The organism is Janthinobacterium sp. JC611, assembly GCF_018682595.1.
In the GTDB taxonomy this organism is placed as follows: Bacteria; Pseudomonadota; Gammaproteobacteria; order Burkholderiales; family Burkholderiaceae_D; genus Janthinobacterium.
Genome location: NZ_JAFLJN010000034.1, coordinates 364,679 through 381,848 on the forward strand (window position 1 = coordinate 364,679; position 17,170 = coordinate 381,848).

General features: G+C 61.8%; 15 protein-coding genes. 6 read left to right on the forward strand and 9 right to left on the reverse strand.

Annotated features, from left to right (window positions below):
* Positions 1-2: 2 nt before the first annotated feature.
* Positions 3-1,967 (reverse strand): serine protein kinase, encoded by a 1,965-nt coding sequence (locus J0O65_RS22100; RefSeq protein WP_215409334.1) that lies wholly within the window; start codon positions 1,965-1,967, stop codon positions 3-5.
* 268 nt (positions 1,968-2,235) lie between these two features.
* Between J0O65_RS22100 and J0O65_RS22105 the strand changes: the two genes are divergently transcribed.
* Both J0O65_RS22105 and J0O65_RS22110 read left to right on the forward strand, forming a co-directional pair.
* Positions 2,236-3,414 (forward strand): chymotrypsin family serine protease, encoded by a 1,179-nt coding sequence (locus J0O65_RS22105; protein WP_215409335.1) that lies wholly within the window; start codon positions 2,236-2,238, stop codon positions 3,412-3,414.
* Between the two features lie 157 nt (positions 3,415-3,571).
* Positions 3,572-3,904 (forward strand): hypothetical protein, encoded by a 333-nt coding sequence (locus J0O65_RS22110; protein ID WP_215409336.1) that lies wholly within the window; start codon positions 3,572-3,574, stop codon positions 3,902-3,904.
* 43 nt (positions 3,905-3,947) lie between these two features.
* On the opposite strand, the gene J0O65_RS22115 is transcribed toward J0O65_RS22110, so the two are convergent.
* The 5 genes from J0O65_RS22115 to J0O65_RS28180 form a co-directional block, all read right to left on the reverse strand.
* Positions 3,948-5,384: a catalase gene (locus J0O65_RS22115; RefSeq protein WP_215409337.1), complete on the reverse strand. Its 1,437-nt coding sequence runs from the start codon at positions 5,382-5,384 to the stop codon at positions 3,948-3,950.
* Between the two features lie 297 nt (positions 5,385-5,681).
* Positions 5,682-6,374, reverse strand: coding sequence for a tetratricopeptide repeat protein (locus tag J0O65_RS22120; RefSeq protein WP_215409338.1), 693 nt, complete (start codon positions 6,372-6,374; stop codon positions 5,682-5,684).
* A gap of 56 nt (positions 6,375-6,430) precedes the next feature.
* Entirely contained in the window at positions 6,431-8,527 is a 2,097-nt protein-coding gene (locus tag J0O65_RS22125; RefSeq protein WP_215409339.1) for a bifunctional 2',3'-cyclic-nucleotide 2'-phosphodiesterase/3'-nucleotidase, read from the reverse strand.
* A 260-nt stretch (positions 8,528-8,787) separates the two neighbouring features.
* Entirely contained in the window at positions 8,788-9,771 is a 984-nt protein-coding gene (locus J0O65_RS22130; RefSeq protein WP_215409340.1) for a hypothetical protein, read from the reverse strand.
* Positions 9,772-10,288: 517 nt separating this feature from the next.
* Positions 10,289-10,456, reverse strand: coding sequence for an ATP-binding cassette domain-containing protein (locus J0O65_RS28180; protein WP_215409341.1), 168 nt, complete (start codon positions 10,454-10,456; stop codon positions 10,289-10,291).
* Positions 10,457-10,609: 153 nt separating this feature from the next.
* On the opposite strand from J0O65_RS28180, the gene J0O65_RS22140 reads away from it, so the two are divergent.
* Genes J0O65_RS22140 through J0O65_RS22155 form a run of 4 tightly spaced genes read left to right on the forward strand, consistent with a single transcriptional unit; the run spans position 10,610 to position 14,207 of the window.
* A complete protein-coding gene (locus J0O65_RS22140) occupies positions 10,610-11,836 on the forward strand; it encodes a GTP-binding protein (protein WP_215409342.1) in 1,227 nt (408 codons plus the stop codon).
* Between the two features lie 18 nt (positions 11,837-11,854).
* Positions 11,855-12,859 carry a CobW family GTP-binding protein gene (locus tag J0O65_RS22145; RefSeq protein WP_215409343.1) on the forward strand — a complete coding sequence of 335 codons (1,005 nt, stop codon included), beginning with the start codon at positions 11,855-11,857 and terminating at the stop codon, positions 12,857-12,859.
* Positions 12,856-13,644 carry a HoxN/HupN/NixA family nickel/cobalt transporter gene (locus J0O65_RS22150; RefSeq protein WP_215409344.1) on the forward strand — a complete coding sequence of 263 codons (789 nt, stop codon included), beginning with the start codon at positions 12,856-12,858 and terminating at the stop codon, positions 13,642-13,644. The genes J0O65_RS22145 and J0O65_RS22150 overlap by 4 nt, the downstream gene beginning before the upstream one ends.
* Positions 13,645-13,688: 44 nt before the next feature.
* Positions 13,689-14,207 (forward strand): GNAT family N-acetyltransferase, encoded by a 519-nt coding sequence (locus tag J0O65_RS22155; RefSeq protein ID WP_215409345.1) that lies wholly within the window; start codon positions 13,689-13,691, stop codon positions 14,205-14,207.
* Between the two features lie 12 nt (positions 14,208-14,219).
* On the opposite strand, the gene J0O65_RS22160 is transcribed toward J0O65_RS22155, so the two are convergent.
* From J0O65_RS22160 to J0O65_RS22170, 3 genes are all read right to left on the reverse strand, one after another.
* Positions 14,220-14,645: a Fur family transcriptional regulator gene (locus tag J0O65_RS22160; RefSeq protein WP_070218730.1), complete on the reverse strand. Its 426-nt coding sequence runs from the start codon at positions 14,643-14,645 to the stop codon at positions 14,220-14,222.
* Between the two features lie 103 nt (positions 14,646-14,748).
* Positions 14,749-16,104 (reverse strand): alpha/beta hydrolase, encoded by a 1,356-nt coding sequence (locus J0O65_RS22165; protein WP_215409346.1) that lies wholly within the window; start codon positions 16,102-16,104, stop codon positions 14,749-14,751.
* 108 nt (positions 16,105-16,212) lie between these two features.
* Entirely contained in the window at positions 16,213-17,091 is an 879-nt protein-coding gene (locus J0O65_RS22170; protein WP_215409347.1) for a proteasome-type protease, read from the reverse strand.
* Positions 17,092-17,170 lie beyond the last annotated feature (79 nt).

Here is a 17,170-nt window from a genome sequence, read left to right on the forward strand (position 1 = left end):
GGTTATTCCTGCGCCAGCAAGGTGGTCACGTAGTTGAGCGCTTCGCGCGCGCTGTGGGCGTCATAGCCATATTCGTCGACCAGGCGCTGCTCGACGGCGGAGATCCTGGCCCGCACGTCGTCATCGGGACGCTTGGCCGAGCCGACCAGGCGCAGCACGTCGCGCCGCTGCTCGAACAGATATTGCTGGATGGCGTCATGCAATTGCGCATGGCTGCCCAGGCCAAACGCCTCGCCCCGCTTGAAGGCGCTCATGGCCTTGCGCACCACTTCCTGCCGGAACGACTGCTTGCCCGCATCGCTGATATGGATTTTTTCTTCCACGGCGCGCAGGAAGCGCTCGTCGGGGCGCCGCTCTTCGCTGGTGATGGGATCGCGGATCTGGCGATTGTCGAGCATGGCTTCGACTTCATCGAGATATTTGTTCAGCAAGTCTTGCGCCTCTTGCTCGAATGACACGAAAAGGGCCTTGTGCACGTCGGCCTTGACCCAGCGGTTATAGAAATCCTTGCGCGTGAGCACCAGATAATCGACCCATTTGCGCTTGCGCCGCGGTTCGATGCGCGCATCGCTTTCGATGCCGTCCTTCAGGGCCAGCAGCACGTCCATGGTGGACAGGCTGTTGCGCTGGGCGGAAATGATGGCGTGCGACAGGGCATTGATGACGAAACGGGGCGACACGCCGGACAGTCCTTCGTCGGGCGACTTGTCGCGCTCGCGCATGCGGCGCAGGTCGGCCGGCTGCAAGTCGTCCACGTCTTCGTTGGCGTAGACGCGCAGCTTCTTGACCAGTTCGGCCTCCTTGTCGTCGCCTTCGGGCAGGCGGCTGAGGATGGCGAACACGGCCGCCGCATGCAGCACGTGCGGATCGAGGTGCACGTCGCGGAAGGCGGGGGCGGCCGCCTGGATCAGCTTGCGATAGATGCGCGCCTCTTCGCGGTAATTGAGCGTGTATGGCACTTGCACGATGACCATGCGGTCGAGCAGGGCCTCGTTTTCGCTTTCTTGCAGGAATTTGCGAAATTCGGCCAGGTTCGTGTGCGCGAGGATGGTTTCATCGAGGTAAATCAGGGGAAAGCGCGACACCTTGACATTCTTTTCCTGCGTCAGCGTGAGCAGCAGGTAGAGGAATTCCCGCTTGACCTTGAGAATCTCAATCATTTCCAGCATGCCGCGGCTGGCCGCATACACGGCGCCGGACCACGACCAGGCGCGCGGATCGCCTTCGTCGCCGTATTGCGCCACTTTCGACAGGTCGACGGAACCGACCAGGTCGGCCAGGTCGGCCGTGGTGGGGTCGTGCGGCGCGTACGTGCCGATGCCGCAGCGGCCCGCCTCGGACAGGTGGATGCGTTCGACGGGCATGCGCAGGAAGTCGCCCGCATACTGTTCTTCCAGACGGGCGCGGCAATGCGGGCACAGTTCGCCATGCAGCTCCGCATCATAGCTGGCGCGGAAGTCGGCGCGCAGGCTGTGCGGCACCAGATGCAGCGGCGATTCATGCACGGGACAGCCGGCGATGCCGTACAGCGCACCTTCGCTGCTGTGGCTATATTCTTCCAGCCCCCGCTTGAGCAGGATCACCATGGTCGACTTGCCGCCAGACGGCGGGCCCAGCAACAGCAACATGCGCCGGCCCACCTCGGAACCGGCGGCGGCCGCCTTGAAGTAGGCGGCGACCCGGTCGATCGCCTCGTCGATGCCGAACAGTTCGTCGTCGAACAGGCGGCAGCGGAAATGTCCGGCGTCGTCGGTGTGGCCGTTCCAGCGCATCATGTCCCACAGGTACTGGTGCGCGCTGCGCGTCAGCAGGGCCGCGCGGCCGGGCAGGATCTGCTCGATGAAGTCGGCAAAACTGCCGCCCCAGGGACTGATCCGGTGTTTTGCCGCCCAGGCCGCCATGCCGTGCACAAAACCCGCATGCTGGCCTGCTTGCTCGCCTTCAGGCGCGTCGTCGTGGCGTGTCATACCAAGGCTCGTCATTGTTTCCCCATCCTTGCTGTTGCTGGTGTTGCTAGCGTGGCGCAGGCCCGGTTCCAGCCTGTCGGCCAAGTATACGGCGCCGCCTCTGCCCGCACGCCTGATGTCGCTCAACCTGGAAGAGGGAACTATTTTTATCCTCACCGGGACCAGATGGGCAGGGCGACCAGGCGCCGGCGCGCTTCGATGCAGATCAATACCGGCCCGCGCAGCCCGCCCACACTGGTGGTTTGCGGCGACCCGCGAGGAGAACACGATGACAGGCAACGAGAATGGTTTCAGCGCCCCGCCTGGCAGCAGCGGCAGGGGCCAAAGCGCGGACGATGAAGAGGCCGTCGGCCAATTTTCCGTCCCCGGCGAAGACGACAACGCGATCGAAAGCGCGTCCGTCTCGGACGTGCCCGACGCCCTGAGCGGCGTCAGCATGGAACTGCTGGAAATCAAGCGCAGCATCGAGGACGGCATGCGCCAGTCCATTTCCCAAGCGGGCGGCGCACGCGCGGCCGACGCCTTCAGCGACGGCGGCAATATCCAGGGCGTGTCCATCGGCGTGGGCGAGGGCGCCAGCGACAGCTCGTCCGGCGAACCGGGCTTGCCGGCCCTGACCTTGTACGTGGCCGAGCCCACCTCCGTCGACCGCGCCAAGGCCGCCATCGTGGGAGCCATGGGCGTGCGCGCCGTGGCCAGCGACAGGGTGCCCCTCAATATCGTCGTCACGGGGCTGATCGATGCGCAACCGCACCGTTTCCGCTTGCGTCCGGCGCCGGGCGGCGTGTCGGTCGGGCATTTCCGCATCACGGCCGGCACCATCGGCTGCCTGGCCGTGGGGCGCAGCGCGCCGCGCAACAGCCGCTTGATGATACTTAGCAATAATCACGTGCTGGCCAATTCCAACGGCGGCGTCTTCAACGATTGCATCGTGCAGCCGGGTCCCATCGACGGCGGCCGCTGCCCGCAAGACCAGGTGGCCGTGCTCGAGCGTTTCGTGCCCATCAATTTCAGCGGCGGCGTCAACTTTGTCGATTGCGCCACCGGCTGGGCCTGGCCAGACCGCGTGCGTCCCGAACTGGTCTACCTGAGCGGCGGCGTGCCCGCGTACTTCCGCATCAGCAATGCGCTGGTGGCGCCCGCGCTGGGCATGATAGTTGGCAAGTCTGGCCGCACGACGCAGTTGACGCAGGGCCGCATCACGGGCCTGGGCGCCACCATCAACGTCAATTACGGCGGCGGCAGGATCGCGCTGTTCCAGGACCAGATCGCCATCACGGGCGTGAGCGGGGCGTTCAGCGCGGGCGGCGATTCCGGTTCGTCCATCTGGACCTGGAACCAGCAGCGCAATCCCGTCGGTCTGCTGTTCGCCGGCGGCGGCAACATCACCTTTGCCAACCAGATGCGGCGGGTGGTGGTGGCGCTCGACATCAATTTGTACACCTGAACGCTGCCTTGACATGTCGTGCCGCCTTGCTTGACGCTATTTTGTGCACGATGATGATCTTGCTCAAGGACCGCAGCCATGCACGGTATTGGCCGGTGAACGGTGGTGCAACGCCGGAAGGGCGGGTGTATGATGGAATGCGTCAGGAGGGTGTGTCATGTCAAACAGTAAATTCGCACAATCGCCATTTGCCGTCTTCGAAGACGCCGCCATGCCGTATTTTCCGGATGAGATCGCTGGACAGGGGATGGGGCAGTACGCCCATGCCGCACCGCCGGGCCGCCTGGAAGCGGCCAGGCGGCGCAACGAACGGGCGCTGATGGCCATCGATGGCGTGGAAGGCGTCGGTGTGGGGCAGACGGCCTTGGGCAAGGAAGCGCTCGTCGTGTACCTGCGCGACTCGTCCGTCAAGCGCCGCGTGCCCTTGCTGGTCGAGGGCTATCCGGTGGAAACGAGCATCACGGGCCAGATCGATATCCAGCGCGGCTAGGCAGGCCTGTCTGCAGGCCCGCCTGGCTGGGTATCGGCCAGCCTTATTTGCTCAGGCGGCCGATTGCTTCGGCCACGCCCGCGCCATAGGCCGGGTCGCACAGGGTGCAGTTGCCGATGTGGCGTTGCTTGACTTGCTGCGAGGCGCCCGAGATGGCGCGCGCCGTGTTGTCGAACAAGGCTTGCTGCTGTGCCGGCGTCATCAGGCGGAACAGGGCGCGCGGCTGCGAGTAGTAATCCTCGTCGACGCGGTGGTTCCAGTGGTCGGCCGCGCCTTCGATGCTCAAGGGCGGTTCGCGGAAGTCAGGCTGCTCGGCCCATTCCTGTTCACTGTTCGGCTCATAGCCCAGGGTGCCGCCCTGGTTGCCGTCGACCCGCATCTGGCCGTCGCGGTGGTAGCTGTGGAATGGGCATTTCGGCGCGTTGACGGGGATATGGCTGTGGTTGACGCCCAGGCGGTAGCGCTGCGCGTCGCCATACGAAAACAGCCGGCCCTGCAACATCTTGTCCGGTGAAAAGCTGATGCCGGGCACCACGTTGGCTGGGTTGAAGGCCGCTTGCTCCACTTCCGCGAAGTGATTGTCGGCATTGCGGTTCAGTTCCAGCACGCCCACCTCGATCAGTGGATAGTCGCCGTGCGGCCACACTTTCGACAGGTCGAAGGGGTTCAGGTGATAGGTGCCGGCCTCTTTCTCCGGCATGATCTGCACGTACAGGGTCCAGCGGGGGAAATCCTTGTTTTCGATGCTCTCATACAGGTCGCGGTGCGAACTTTCGCGGTCCTTGCCCACCAGCGCCTCGGCTTCGGCATCCGTCAGGTTTTGTATCCCTTGCTGGGTTTTAAAGGTGAACTTGACCCAGAAACGCTCGTTCTGCGCATTCAGGAAGCTGAAGGTATGGCTGCCGAAGCCGTGCATGTGGCGGAAGCTGCGTGGCAAGCCTCGGTCGCTCATCACCACCGTTACCTGGTGCAGGGCTTCGGGCAGCGAGGTCCAGAAATCCCAGTTGCTATTGGCGCTGCGCAAGCCGGTGCGCGGGTCGCGCTTGATGGCGTGGTTCAAATCAGGGAATTTCAGCGGGTCGCGCATGAAGAAGACGGGCGTGTTGTTGCCGACCAGGTCCCAGTTGCCTTCTTCCGTGTAGAACTTCAGGGCGAAGCCGCGGATGTCGCGTTCCGCGTCCGCCGCGCCCCGTTCGCCGGCCACCGTGGAAAAGCGCGCGAACATCGGCGTTTTCTTGCCCACTTCGCCAAAGATTTTCGCCCGCGTGTAGCGCGTGATATCGTGCGTGACGGTAAACGTGCCGTGCGCGCCGGCCCCCTTGGCATGCATGCGGCGCTCGGGGATGACTTCGCGGTCGAAGTGGGCCAGTTTTTCCAGGAACCACACATCTTGCAGCAGGGCGGGGCCGCGCGGGCCGGCCGTCTGGATGTTCTGGTTGTCGACTACGGGCGCGCCAAAGGCGGTGGTCAGCTTTTTCATTGGACTCTTTCTTTCATGGCTAGGCAGAGCAATGGACGCACCGGCGCTACTCAAACACTGGCTGGGTTGAATGCACACTCACCGGGGCTGGTCCAGAGTAAAATTTCTAAAATGCAAACCAGTGTAAACTTTTTTGTGCGGAATGGCTTGCCACGCCGCCCAGGCGAACACAGGCGGCATCCTTCCATCATAAGCGCTGAATGACTGCCGCTCCCGCACGCTTGCAAGTTGCAAGTATATAAAGGCAGGCCTCGCTCACGCCACTGGCCTTTTGTCCAGGTTTTAACACCCAGTTTTTTAAAAGCGGTTCCAATTATTATGCCGGTGCTCCGTCGCTTCCTTCATCAGGTGGCCGGCGCGCAGGGCGTCGTCCCCCTGCATCGTCATGGCCAGTTCCTGGATGGCGGGCGGGTATTCGTGGTGGGCCGCTTCCTCCAGCCATACACGGCCCTTGGCCAGGTCGCGCGGCACGCCGCGGCCTTCGCGGTAGGCGTTGTACAGCAGGAACATGGCGTGTGCATTGCCCAGCTCGCTCGACTTGGCCAGCCAGCGCGCGGCTTCGTCCTGATCTTTCGCTACGCCTTCGCCATTCGCCGCCAGCAAGCCCAGCATCAGAGCCGCCTTCGCATGGCCTTGTTGCGCCGCTTGCCGGTACCACAGCCAGGCCTGGGCCGGCGTGGCCGCGCGCAGCATCTGGCCCAGCTCGAAGGCCGCTTCCGTGTCGCCGGCGCGGGCCGCCTGTTCGAACAGGCTCAAGGCCTCGACGCGGCGCTCGGGACGGGGCTGGTAAATCAGCGCCAGTTCGCGTTCGGCGACGGGCATGTCCTGGCCGGCCCAGCTGCGCACCTTGCGCTCGGCCTGATGGTCGCCCGCCTGACGCGCATGCATGGCGACGGCTTCGATTTCCGCCGACGTGGGCGGCGGCGACGCCTTGCAGGCGGCCAGGACGGCGGCCAGCACGACGGCGGGCAGGGAGAGTGGGTGTTTCATAGAGATCCCCTTTCATCAAAACGGGCCGGAACTGCGCTTGTTCCGGCCCATGGACCTTATTTGCTCAGGTCGATGCGGTACTTGGCGAAACCGCTGGCGTCGAGACCGCCTTCGGCCGCCACGTTGGCGATGCCGCTGCCTTGCGCCAGCGCCAGGTGGCCCGGCGCCGAACGCAGGATCACGGGACCGGCCGTGGCCGTCTTGACGAAGCTCCAGCTGCGCGCGCTGCCATTGGCCGCCAGGGTCACCTTGCCGCCCTTGGTGCTGAGCGACGCCAGGTAATTGCTGACCACGGCCTGGTTCGCATCGGGCGACTTGATGATGGTCTTGCTGCCATCGATGCCGGGCACGGCGCCGCCGCCACCGGCGCGGTAATCGTTGGTGGCAACGATGAAATCGTCGCCGTCGGCGACCGGTGCGCCCTTGTAGGCCAGGTTGACGATGCGGCTGCCCGGTTTTTTCGTCACGTCGATCTGGTACGTCAGCGCATTGTTTTCCGCGTAGAACACGTCATAGTTATAAATCGTGCCATACGACGGCACCAGGTCTTGCTCGGCCGTGGCGCTCGGGTCGATCTGGTTGAATTGTTTGGCCGACGTTTCCAGCCACGCCTTCAAGTCCGCGCCCTTGATCTTGACGGCTTGCAGGTTGTTATTGCTATACAAATACAAGTCGCCTGGGTTGCGCACTTGCAAGCCGACCGGTGCGGCCGGCGAGGCGCCAGCGGCCACGTCCGTGAAGTCCGACGGCCCGTTGCGGCCCGCCTTGAACGGCGCGCTGCAGGAAATGACGGGGATATTCTTGTAGCTGGACAGGGTCGCATCCGTGCTGGTGGCGATGAAGTTCTTCACGTAATCGAGCTGCGCCTGGTTCACCAGCTGGATGGCGCTGACGTCGCCCACCAGCGCGAAATAGGCGGACATCTCGAAATCCGTGCTGATGCCCAGCGCTTGCCTGGCGTAGGCGATGGTGGCGGCGTGCTCGGTGGCCACCAGCGGCGCGATGGCCGGGTCGGCTTTCACGAGGGTCTTGCCATCCGTGTACTTGAAGCCGCGCGATTCCACCGTCGTCTTGGCCGGCTGCACCACCCATTTACCACCTTGGTACACCATCGTCAGCTTGATGATGCCCAGACGGCGGCCCCAGCTTTGCGCCATGACGGTGGGCACGCCGTTGACGAAGCCGTTGACGGCGTCGATCTTGGCGCTGGCGGGGAAGGCGCTAAACGAGGCGTCCAGCGCGGCCGCGCCTTCTTCCTTGCCTTTCGGGAAGATCAAATGCGAGTGGCCGATCATCAGCGCGTCGATGCCCGTGCTGGTCAAGTGGTAGCTGCCGTTTTCCATCTTCGGGCTGTAGGCGCTCGTGTCCAGGCCGCCATGCGACAGGGCCACCACCAAGTCGGCGCCCTTGTTGCGCAATTCGGGCACGTACTGTTTCGCCGCTTCCTGCACGCCCGTCACGCTGACCTTGCCAGCGAGCACTTTCTGATCCCACTCGAGGATTTGCGGCGGCACAAAGCTCAGCACGCCCACATTGATCTTTACCGTCAGCTTGCTGCCATCGGGCGCCGTGGCGGCGAAATCGCGTGGCAGCAGGGTGTAGGGCTGGAAAATCGGCTTGCCGCTGGACACGCCGACGACATTGCTCAGCACGGAAGGGAAGGCGGGCGCGCCGCAGGTGCCCGTCGGCTTGGCGACGCCGGGAATGCCGAAATCCGTGTTGGTGATCTGGCTCAGGTAAGGCAAGCCATAGTTGAATTCGTGGTTGCCCATGCCGCCCGCATCGTATTTCAGCGCGTTCATGGCCTTGTGCACGGCCAAGGTGCCGGAGCAGGGTACGGGCGCGGCCACGGCCTGCAGGTCGGCGAGTAAAGTGCCCTGGATGACGTCGCCATCGTCGAGCAAGACGTTGTTCGGATTTTCCGCGCGCGCCGCCTGGATCAGGGTCGAGGTGCGCTCCAGGCCCAGGCTCGTGTCTTCGGCCAGCGCGTAATAGTTATAGCTGAGGACGTTCGAGTGAATGTCCGTCGTTTCCAGCAAGGCCACGGTGACCGTCGTGCCTTCGGGAATGGCCGGCGCCGTGTTTGAACTGCCGTTGCAGCCGACGAGACCTGCACTTGCCAGCGCCGCCAGCATGACCCAATTTGTTTTCATTACCGCCCTCGGAAAGATGCAAAGGACGCGACTGTAACGCCGCCATATGACGCGGCGATGACAGCCGTGCAAGGCGCATGGATTCAGGGGTGCGCGCAGGCGGCTGAGGCTGTGGCTAGCCAGGCAGCATTGACGGGTTGCCGACAGGTATTTTTAGAATAATCTATTTTTAATTTTTTGAGTAGCCCTTCGGTGAAAAATGTACAACGCAGCAGGGTATTTATGCAACGTGGCGGTGACGCTACAGCATAGGCCATGTTTCAAGGCGCAACTATATTACAAGGAAGTATATAGAATTTTTTAGGGATCGGAACTTGAGCGCTCTTGCTCCCGTCTACAAATGACTCTATATTGTCTGTTTGTGTGCGATTTACATCCACTAAAACGCGTGCCTGATCAGGCCCAAGAAACACGACGGATAGATTTTTCGGCAGATTTTGACATTCGTACTTTGAATTGAAATCTAAGATGTGTGCCAATTGATAAGCTTTTTTTGGCCAAACATCTTGTGAAAAATCGGTATTCACTAATCTTGCAAAAAATACCAAAATTACAATTGAAAATACCAAGAAAACAGCAGATAGTGTTGGTGGCGCTTTATATGAGCCTATGGAAAAGAAATTATATTTTATCCAGTCAATTGCACTAAATGCATGGGCTATGGAAAATAGACCAACCACAAATAATAGCGGATAGGAGTACTGGAACATCAATAGTCCTGCTACGATAGCTCTTGTAAATGGCAAAGCTGAGGCATCTACAGGAAATACGCTGTTAATGATGCCGGAAGCCTTTCCGGTGCTGAAAACAATCAATGCGGATACAGCGACCGATGCGGTAACTTTAGTAAAGCCGAAAGCCCATAGGCTTTTAAAGAATGAGGTTCGCTCAATCGAGACCCCAAGAAAAACTGCTGCAAAAGCGATACCCCAAAGTCTGATAGCAAAGCGATGATTGTCTAGCCAAGCCCAGTCACCTGAACCTGCGAAGCCATTAAACAAGAAAATGAAACTTACAATTGCCAGAGCGCCCAAGGCCCAATTCAGATCGAAAGACTCGGATTCTTTCGTGGCACTATGTTGACGACTTATGGTCTCTGTGTGGTTCAGAATTACTTTTAGGTAATCCTTCACCGTCTTGGTCGGCTGAAAATTATTTTCTTTTCTGGAAAGTGAGAACTCTTCGTAGATTGCTTCCAAGTGCTCATCTTGTCCCCTAGGCTTTTGATGTGTGAATTTATGCATTTTCTTCGTGCTCCTGGTTAGTATTTTTTATGGAAGTAGAAGGATAACCGGTTTGATGACTATTTGCGTGCAGAAAAATTATTTCTTTTAATTTCTCAGGTATGGTACAGATTGTGACGTGAACAGTGTAGCCACGTTAGTGCGCAGATTAAATACTACCGGTTCCTTTAACTTCCACGATTTTTCCAGATAGATCCCTATCCTCGCAACATGTGAATTTCGATAGTGGCAGAGCATGGTTTACGTGTCGAGAGCTAACAACGCTTTGAATTTCTAAATATACTAATGCGACAAGATTGTCCTGCTTTGCTTCGTTCTCCATTATTTCCATAATTGATCAAGGTTTCTTGATCGTGACATTTTGATACGGCGTGCGCGGCATCTCTCGAAATAACACGCCTATCAAACGCCCACCTAAATTCGGCTCTACGGCTTACGTCTATCGTTTGGATTTTTTTATTTGCACGATGTCGTGATGTATCAAAAGCGGCTGTAAAACGTATTGTGATTTGGATCACTACTGGGGCGCCAAGATGCCGGCCAGCAAATGCAGCAAGGTCGATTTGCCGGAACCGGATGGTCCCAGCAGCAGGGCGTGGCGTCCGGCGGGCAAGTGAAAGGCAGCGATGTCCAGCACGGGGCGGGCGGGGTCATAGCCGTAGGTGAGTGAATCGAGGTGGAGCATGAAGTTCTTTCGGGTAACTGGCCGGCAGGCAAAGATTGCCGCACAAATGCAACTGAGCTGCATTATAATTCAAACGCAATCGACTGCATTTAAAATGTGGCCGTCCATTTCTCCCTTGCTTGACTACCCGCTCACCCCATCCGAAAGATATCCATGCCCCAGCGCAAACTCCCCGTCACCGTCCTGTCCGGCTTTCTCGGCGCCGGCAAGACCACCTTGCTCAACCACATACTGCGCAACCGCGAAGGCAAGCGCGTGGCCGTCATCGTCAACGATATGAGCGAAGTCAATATCGACGCTTCGCTGGTGAAAGACAGCGCGGCGGCGGCCGGCGCGGCCCTGTCGCGCACGGAAGAAAAACTCGTGGAAATGTCCAACGGCTGCATCTGCTGCACCCTGCGCGACGATCTGCTGCTGGAAGTGCGGCGCCTGGCCGCGGAAGACCGCTTCGACTATCTGCTGATCGAATCGACGGGCGTGGGCGAGCCGATGCCCGTGGCCGCCACCTTCGATTTCGAAGACGAGCACGGCGACAGTCTGAACGACGTGGCGCGCATCGACTGCATGGTCACCGTCGTCGACTGCGCCAACTTGCTGGCCGATTTTCACAGCGAAGACAGCCTGGAGCAGCGCGGCGAGATCGCGGGCGAGGGCGACGACCGCCAGCTGGCCAATTTACTCACGGAACAGATCGAGTTTGCCAATGTCATCGTCCTCAACAAGGTCGATATGGTGGCGGCGGACGAGCGCCTGCGCGTGCTGGCCATCGTAAAAGCCTTGAATCCCGGCGCGCGCATCCTCGAAACCAACCAGTCCGTCGTGCCGCTGGACGCCATTTTGGGCACGAACTTGTTCGACCTGGAGCAGGCGGCCGGCATGCCGGGCTGGGCCCGGGAGCTGGCCGGCGTGCACGCGCCGGAAACGGAAACCTACGGCATCGCCAGCTTCGTCTACCGGTCGAAGGAGCCGTTCCACGCGCAGCGCCTGCATGACTATATTGCGCAGCCGATACCGGGCGTGGTGCGCAGCAAGGGGTACTTTTGGCTCGCCAGCCGGCCCGAATGGGTGGCCAGCCTGTCCGGCGCGGGCAAGCTGATGAATATTGAACCCGTGGGCCTGTGGTGGGCGTCCGTGCCGAAGGAACGCTGGCCCGCGGATGCTGCCTCGCTGGCGGAAGTCAAGGCGGGCTGGAGCGAACCCTATGGCGACCGCTACCAGGAAATCGTCTTCATCGGCCAGGACATGGACCAGGCCGCCATCGAGGCGGACTTGAAGAAATGTCAACTCAACTATACGGAAACGCGCCAGGGCATGGGCGCCTGGCGCAAGCTGCCGGACCCGTTTCCGCAGTGGCAGCGCATGGAAGAACTCGAAGATTAACCATCATAGGAAACAAATATGACAGAACTGATCCCCGTCACCATCATCACGGGTTTTCTCGGCAGCGGAAAAACCACCTTGCTCAAGCGCATATTGCAGGGCGATCACGGCGTGCGCATCGCCGTGATCGAAAATGAGTTTGCCGCCGAAAGCATCGACCATGGCTTGCTGGTGCAGGACAGCGACGAGCAGATCGTGGAAATGAACAATGGCTGCATCTGCTGCAGCGTGCGCGGCGACCTGATCCGCATCTTGGGCGAGCTGCACGCCAAACGCGCGGCAGGAACCATCGTTTTCGACCACGTGATCATCGAAACGACGGGCCTGGCCGCGCCCGGGCCCGTGGCGCAAACCTTCTTTGCCGAGCCGTCCGTCAGCGAGCACTACCTGCTCGACGCGATATTGACGGTGGTCGATGCGCGCCATGCGCAGCAGCAATTGACGGGGCACAAGGAAGCGCAGGAGCAGGTGGGCTTTGCCGACCGCATCCTGCTGTCGAAGACGGACCTGGTCGACAAGGATGGGCTGGCGGCGCTGCGCCAGCGCCTGGTCGCCATCAATGGCCGCGCCAGCATACAGAAAGTGCGCTTCGGCAATGTACCCTTGCGCGACATCCTGAATATCCGCGGTTTCAATCTGAACGCCATCGTCGAGCTGGAGCCGGATTTCCTGGGGGAACTGGGGCACCGCCATGGCGATGGCGTGCAATCGTTCGTCTACCACCAGGCCCAGCCCCTCGATCTGCCGCAGGTGGAAAATTTCCTTGACGCCGTGGTGCAGCTGTTCGGCAGCCAGCTGATGCGCTACAAGGGCATTTTGTACGTGGCCGACCTGCCATGCCGCGCCGTCTTCCAGGGCGTGCACATGCTGATGGGCTCGGAGCTGGGCGCGCCGTGGCGCGAGGGAGAGACGCGCGCCAGCAAGATGATCTTCATCGGCCGCGACTTGCCGCAGGACATGCTGACACGTGGCCTGGACCGCTGCGTGGCCAAGGCGGACAGGCCCGTCGGGGTGGCGGCATGAGCGTGGAAGCGGGCTTGCCCGCCCTGGCGCTGATTTTTCTGCTCGGCATGCGCCATGGCCTGGAACCGGACCACCTGGCCGCCGTCGACGGCCTGACCCTGCGCAGCCAGTCCACCCATGCGCGCTGGGCGCCATGGATGGGCGCGCTGTTTGCGCTGGGGCATGGCGTCACCGTGCTGGCCATCGTGGCCATGGCCGCCTTCGCGTCGCGGCAATTTTCGCCATCGGCAAGCCTGTTCGCCTGGCTCGAATGGCTGCCCATCGCCTTGCTGCTGCTCATCGCCGCCATGAATGCGCGCAGCTTGCTGGCCGGCGCCCAGCTGGCCGAAGTGCGCGGCCGGCTGCTGCCGCGCTGGCTGCGCGGCGCGACAGGGCCGCTCGCCGCCATCGTCGTCGGCATGTTGTTCGCGCTGGTGTTCGACACGGCCCTGCAGGCGGCCGCCTGGGGTTATGCGGCCGTCGCGCTGGGCGGCATGCAGCCAGCCTTGCTCACGGGCATGGTGTTTGCCGTGGGCATGGGCGTGACGGATACCTTCGATGGCTGGGTCACGGCGAAAGTCATGCGCATCGGCAAAATTGACCTCGTGCGCGCCTTCCGGCGCCGCCTGGGCTGGCCCATCGTCGCCATCTGCGTGGTCATGGCCGGCTACATGGCCGCCGGCAAGCTGGAACCGGCCTGGTCGCTGCCGGAAAGCTGGACGGCGGGCCTGGGCGCGGCCATGCTGCTGTTGATGGCGTCGCTGTACGGCTGGACCTTGCTGGCTTTGCGCCGCGTGCGTGCCTGAGACGGGGGCGTGGGTATAATGGGAAAAAACTCCCGAGTCTTCCCATGTCCGCCTCCGATATCGTCATCCGCCTGCTGACGCCAGCAGATACCGCCGCCTTTTGCGCGCTGCGCCTGCGCGCCATCCAGGATGCGCCCAGCGCGTTTTCCTCGTCACGCGAGGATGAGCTGGCGCGCACGCCGGAAGAGCATGCGCAGCGCATCGCCGGCGGCCCGCTGCACAGGGCGTTTGGCGCCTTCGATGGCGAACGTCTCGTCGGCTTCGCCGGCTTGCGGCGCGAACCGTTGCGCCAGCTGTGGCACAAGGCTGTACTATGGGGCGTGTTCGTCGACGTGCAGCAGCGGGGCAAGGGCGTGGCGCGGCGTCTCGTCAACGCCTGCATCGCCCAGGCCGAAGCGGACCCAGCCATCATGCAAGTGCACTTGAGCGTGAATGCGGAAAACAATGCCGCCCTGGGCCTGTATGAGTCGCTGGGATTCATCGCGTATGGCACGGAACCGCGCTCGATGCGCGTGGGCGAGCTATTTTATGACGAGCATCACCTGGCTTTATTGATCAGGTAATGCCGCCGCCGATTACTTGCAGCGCGGGCACAGGCCCTTGATCAGGTAATCGACTTCGCCGCCGCTGAAGCCTTCCGGCAACAGCACGGGCGGCGGCAGCTTGACTTCATTGAAGCACGTGACGTTGGCGCATTTGGTGCACTGGAAGTGCGCGTGCTCGTGCGCCTGATGGCCGGCGCCGGCGCTGAAGCGCCACACCTGGTCGGCGCCCGCGATGCGGTGCACGAGTTCATTTTCCGTCAGCCATTCCAGCACCCGGTACAGGGTGACGGAATCGATATCGCTGTCCTGCGACAGCGCCTGCTGGATTTCGTGGTGGGTCAGCGAACGGCTTTGCGCCATTAAAAAGTCGAGCACCTTCACGCGCGTCTTGGTGACGCGGGCGTTGGTGTTGCGGATCAGCGATTCGGCGTGCGGTGTAGAAGATGATGTCAACATGATAGGCCTGCTTGCGGGGGATAGGCTGGCGGCGTCATCGCCGTGCCCGTTGCCACCCTCTGGGCCGTATCTTAGCACGCGTGCCGCACCGGATGGAACGGCGTCACGCTTTGAACGTCCAATAGCGGCCGGCGACCGTATCGACGGGGTCGAGAAAGCGCTGGTCGGCGCGCGTATGGTTGCGTATCAGATAAAACATGTCGGACAGGGCCGAGCGCTTTTCCGCAAAGTAGGAGTGCTTCATGAAGCTCGTGTCGACCCCGGTGGCGTCGATGGTTTCCACGCCCGCCACGATCAGCATGCCGGCGCCGCTGTCGCCCGCGCGCGGGTAGCCGTGCACGGCTTTCGAGGCGGCCAGGGCGAGGTCTTGCGACGAGGCATACAAGGTGACGGGATTGCGCGCGCCGGCCAGTTTCGGCGCGATGTCGTGCTTGAAGACGGCCGCGTCGATATCGGGCGCGGACAGGATGATTTCCGTGATCTTGCGCGCCAGCTGCGGCTGCGCGGCCAGCAGGTCGGTCACGGCCCGCGCCAGGCCCCGGCTGCCCATGCTGTGGCCCACCAGATAGACTTGCGCCGCTTCCGTGCTGGCGAGAAAGTCGGCCAGGAAGGCCGCGATGTGGGGCGTGCTCCATTCGATATTGTTTTCATCGATGGTGTAGGCGGCCAGGTCGCCGCGCGACGGCCAGCTGTAGAACACGGGCGCGCCGTCGAAACCCAGGTCGTAGGCCATCTGCCCCGTGCGCCGGGCCGCATCCTCGAAACTCACGTTATAGCCGTGCACGAAGACAAAGGCGCTCTTGCCGGCCGAGGCGCTCACCTGGGTCTTTAGTGCTGCAAAGAAGTTGTCGCGGTCTTGCACCTCGGCACTCAGCAGCACCACGTGCTTGGCCGGGTCGTCGCGAAACTCCAGGCGCCACAGCGATGGCGATTCCAGCTGCCCCATGCGGTGGTCGCGGGGGATGCTGACGTCGCAGCTGCCATAGCTGAGCGCGTCATTGCCCTTGCTCATCCCTGTGCTGCGTTCGCCGCTGAAGCGCCGGGCCGGCGGCTTGCCCACGTCGCGTTGGCGGTCGGTGGCGAAATACACTTTGACCACCGCATAGTTCGACACGACGGCGCCTTGATCGACCGGGGCGGGCGCCTTCTCCGCCGCGGGCGACGGGGGAAAGGGACGCAGCGCAGGCTGCAATGCGTCGAGCAAGCCTTGCGCGGCAAACAGGGTTTCCATGTCGTCCGGCGCGTTCGCCGAGGCCAGGGCGGCCGACAGGGCCAGTTGCAGCTGGGTATTGCCAGGCTCGGCTTCCAGCGCGGCGATGGCGGCCAGGATGGCGGCGGCGCCGTCGAACTTGGCGATGGCCAGCTTGAGCCTTTGAAAATGGCTGGCGACGGCTTCTGGCGCGTGGCCGGGCGCGCCATGCCCGATGGCTGCCACGACGGCGGAAGTGATCAAGTCCATGCGCCACCTGCCTTTCAAGTCAATCTGGATTGAATATCAAGCCATATTGCCATAAAAGCACGCGAAAAGCGACTTGTCCAGCGCCCCGCGCAGCGGGCCTGTCAACGGTCAATGCTGTTTGTCGTCGTTGAACTGCTGCGCCAAGGATTGCAGGGGCGCCACCGTCAGGCCGCCGCGACTTGCGTGCTCGGGGATGGCCACGCGCACGGGCTTGCTGTGCATATTGGTCGATGACAGCACGTTCGTCGTGGTTTCCGGCGCCGCGTTCCACACGGGATCGACGATGCCTTCAAACACCTGTTTCAACTGTTCGCCCCAGGTGTCGCGGATCATGCGGAAATACTGGTTCTTTTCATCGATGGTAACGAAGCGCGTGACGGCCAGGCTGCCCGTCTCGTAGACGAGCAAGTCCAGCGGCAAGCCGACGGAAATGTTCGAACGCAAGGTCGAATCCATGGAAATGAGCGCGCACTTGGCCGCCTCGTCCAGGCGCGTGAACGGGTTGATGACCCGGTCGATGATGGGCTTGCCGTATTTGGCCTCGCCGATCTGGAAATACGTGTTTTCATCGTGCGATTCGATGAAATTGCCGGCCGAATAGACCTGGAACAGCCGGCAGCGCTCGGCGCCTATCTGGCCACCCAGGATGATGCTGACGTTGAAATCGATGCCGCAGTCGGCCAGCGCCTTCGCTTCGCGCAGGTGCACGGTGCGCACGGCTACACCCACGATGCGCGCCGCATCGTACATGCTGCTCACGTTCCAGATGCTGCGCCCGTCCGCATCGACGTGCTCGGACACGATCTGGCGGATCGCCTGCGAGATCGACAAATTGCCGGCCGTCATCAGGACCAGCATGCGGTCGCCCGGGTTCTCGAACACGCTCATCTTGCGGAAGGTGCCCACCTGGTCCACGCCGGCGTTGGTGCGGGAGTCGGACAGGAAGACCAGGCCTTCGTTCAGGCGCATGCCTATGCAATAAGTCATCGTCGTAAATCAAGTCAAAAGGGGAAGCATTCTACACCAGCCGGGCCTGCCTATCTTGCCGCAAGGCCCGGCCAGCCTC

Bases quoted from the DNA above. Each gene is read 5' to 3' on its own strand.
- J0O65_RS22100 (WP_215409334.1), bottom strand. From the start codon at position 1,967: ATGACACGCCACGACGACGCGCCTGAAGGCGAGCAAGCAGGCCAGCAT.
- J0O65_RS22105 (WP_215409335.1), top strand. From the start codon at position 2,236: ATGACAGGCAACGAGAATGGTTTCAGCGCCCCGCCTGGCAGCAGCGGC.
- J0O65_RS22110 (WP_215409336.1), top strand. From the start codon at position 3,572: ATGTCAAACAGTAAATTCGCACAATCGCCATTTGCCGTCTTCGAAGAC.
- J0O65_RS22115 (WP_215409337.1), bottom strand. From the start codon at position 5,384: ATGAAAAAGCTGACCACCGCCTTTGGCGCGCCCGTAGTCGACAACCAG.
- J0O65_RS22120 (WP_215409338.1), bottom strand. From the start codon at position 6,374: ATGAAACACCCACTCTCCCTGCCCGCCGTCGTGCTGGCCGCCGTCCTG.
- J0O65_RS22125 (WP_215409339.1), bottom strand. From the start codon at position 8,527: ATGAAAACAAATTGGGTCATGCTGGCGGCGCTGGCAAGTGCAGGTCTC.
- J0O65_RS22130 (WP_215409340.1), bottom strand. From the start codon at position 9,771: ATGCATAAATTCACACATCAAAAGCCTAGGGGACAAGATGAGCACTTG.
- J0O65_RS28180 (WP_215409341.1), bottom strand. From the start codon at position 10,456: ATGCTCCACCTCGATTCACTCACCTACGGCTATGACCCCGCCCGCCCC.
- J0O65_RS22140 (WP_215409342.1), top strand. From the start codon at position 10,610: ATGCCCCAGCGCAAACTCCCCGTCACCGTCCTGTCCGGCTTTCTCGGC.
- J0O65_RS22145 (WP_215409343.1), top strand. From the start codon at position 11,855: ATGACAGAACTGATCCCCGTCACCATCATCACGGGTTTTCTCGGCAGC.
- J0O65_RS22150 (WP_215409344.1), top strand. From the start codon at position 12,856: ATGAGCGTGGAAGCGGGCTTGCCCGCCCTGGCGCTGATTTTTCTGCTC.
- J0O65_RS22155 (WP_215409345.1), top strand. From the start codon at position 13,689: ATGTCCGCCTCCGATATCGTCATCCGCCTGCTGACGCCAGCAGATACC.
- J0O65_RS22160 (WP_070218730.1), bottom strand. From the start codon at position 14,645: ATGTTGACATCATCTTCTACACCGCACGCCGAATCGCTGATCCGCAAC.
- J0O65_RS22165 (WP_215409346.1), bottom strand. From the start codon at position 16,104: ATGGACTTGATCACTTCCGCCGTCGTGGCAGCCATCGGGCATGGCGCG.
- J0O65_RS22170 (WP_215409347.1), bottom strand. From the start codon at position 17,091: ATGACTTATTGCATAGGCATGCGCCTGAACGAAGGCCTGGTCTTCCTG.